This window comes from Pseudomonas sp. S4_EA_1b, from assembly GCF_016307435.1.
Taxonomy (GTDB): domain Bacteria; phylum Pseudomonadota; class Gammaproteobacteria; order Pseudomonadales; family Pseudomonadaceae; genus Aquipseudomonas; species Aquipseudomonas rhodesiae.
On sequence record NZ_JAEILC010000121.1, the window covers coordinates 1 to 1764 of the forward strand.

General features: G+C 63.6%; 2 protein-coding genes. Both read left to right on the forward strand.

What is annotated here, in order from left to right:
• Positions 1-717 (forward strand): ATP-binding cassette domain-containing protein (locus YA0848_RS30435; RefSeq protein WP_198731477.1); only part of this gene is annotated, 717 nt, incomplete at its 5' end.
• Positions 718-726: 9 nt separating this feature from the next.
• Positions 727-1695 carry an L-arabinose ABC transporter permease AraH gene (gene araH / locus YA0848_RS30440; protein WP_034096889.1) on the forward strand — a complete coding sequence of 323 codons (969 nt, stop codon included), beginning with the start codon at positions 727-729 and terminating at the stop codon, positions 1693-1695.
• The last annotated feature ends 69 nt before the right edge of the window (positions 1696-1764 follow it).

The window sequence follows — 1764 nt, forward strand, 5'->3', positions numbered from 1 at the left end:
GGTCTGCTCGGCCCTGGGCTGCGCGAGCCGGTGAGTTTCCAGGTGCGCAAAGGCGAAATCCTCGGCCTGTTCGGCCTGGTGGGGGCCGGGCGCACGGAGCTGTTCCGTCTGCTCAGCGGCCTGGAGCGTGCCAGCGCCGGCAGCCTGGAGTTGGAGGGTGAGCCATTGCAGTTGCGCTCGCCGCGCGACGCCATCGCCGCCGGGGTGCTGCTGTGCCCCGAAGACCGCAAAAAGGAAGGCATCATCCCGCTGTCCAGCGTGGCCGAAAACATCAACATCAGTGCTCGTGGCGCCCACTCGCGGTTCGGCTGGCTGCTGCGCGAGGGCTGGGAAAAGGGCAACGCCGCGCACCAGATCCAGGCGATGAAAGTCAAAACCCCGAACGCCGCGCAGAAGATCCTGTACCTCTCCGGCGGCAACCAGCAGAAAGCCATTTTGGGCCGCTGGCTGTCGATGCCGATGAAAGTGCTGTTGCTCGACGAACCGACCCGCGGCATCGACATCGGCGCCAAGGCCGAGATCTACCAGATCATCCACAACCTGGCGGCGCAGGGCATCGCGGTGATCGTGGTGTCCAGCGACCTGATGGAAGTGATGGGCATCGCCGACCGCATCCTGGTGCTGTGCGAAGGCGCGCTGCGCGGCGAACACCCGCGCGAACACGCCACTGAATCCAACCTGCTGCAGCTGGCCTTGCCGCGCCGCGTGACGAACTGAGAGAAAACCATGACCACTCAAAACAATGCGCTGCCCACGGCACGCAAACCCCTGGACATGCGCGCCTTGCTCGACAACTGGGCAATGCTGCTGGCGGCCATCGCCATCTTCGTGCTGTGCGCCTTGCTGATCGACAACTTCCTCTCGCCGCTGAACATGCGCGGCCTGGGCCTGGCGATTTCCACCGTGGGCATCGCCGCCTGCACCATGCTGTTCTGCCTGGCCTCGGGGCATTTTGACCTGTCGGTGGGCTCGGTAATCGCCTGCGCCGGGGTGGTCGCGGCCATCGTCATGCGCGACACCGACAGCGTCATGCTGGGCATTGGCGCGGCATTGCTGATGGGTCTGGTGGTGGGGCTGATCAACGGCATCGTGATCGCCAAACTGCGGGTCAACGCGCTGATCACCACGCTGGCGACCATGCAAATCGTGCGCGGCCTGGCCTACATTTTTGCCGACGGCAAAGCGGTGGGGGTGTCCCAGGAGCAGTTCTTTATCTTCGGCAACGGCCAACTGTTCGGCGTGCCGGTGCCGATCCTGATCACCCTGGTGTGCTTCGTGTTTTTCGGCTGGCTGCTCAACTACACCACCTATGGGCGCAACACCATGGCCATCGGCGGCAACCCGGAAGCGGCGCTGCTGGCGGGCGTGAACGTGGACCGCACCAAGATCCTGATCTTCGCCGTACACGGCCTGATCGGTGCCCTGGCCGGCGTGATTTTGGCCTCACGCATGACCTCGGGCCAACCGATGATCGGCCAGGGTTTCGAACTGACCGTCATCTCGGCCTGCGTACTGGGCGGCGTGTCGCTGAGTGGCGGCATCGGCATGATCCGCCACGTGATCGCGGGTGTGCTGATCCTGGCGATCATCGAAAACGCGATGAACCTGAAGAACATCGACACCTTCTACCAGTATGTAATCCGCGGCTCCATCCTGCTGCTGGCCGTGGTCATCGACCGCATGAAACAACGCTGACTCCATGCCCCGTGAGGACTCAATGTGGGAGGGGGCTTGCCCCCGATAGCGGTAGATCAGAAACAAAAA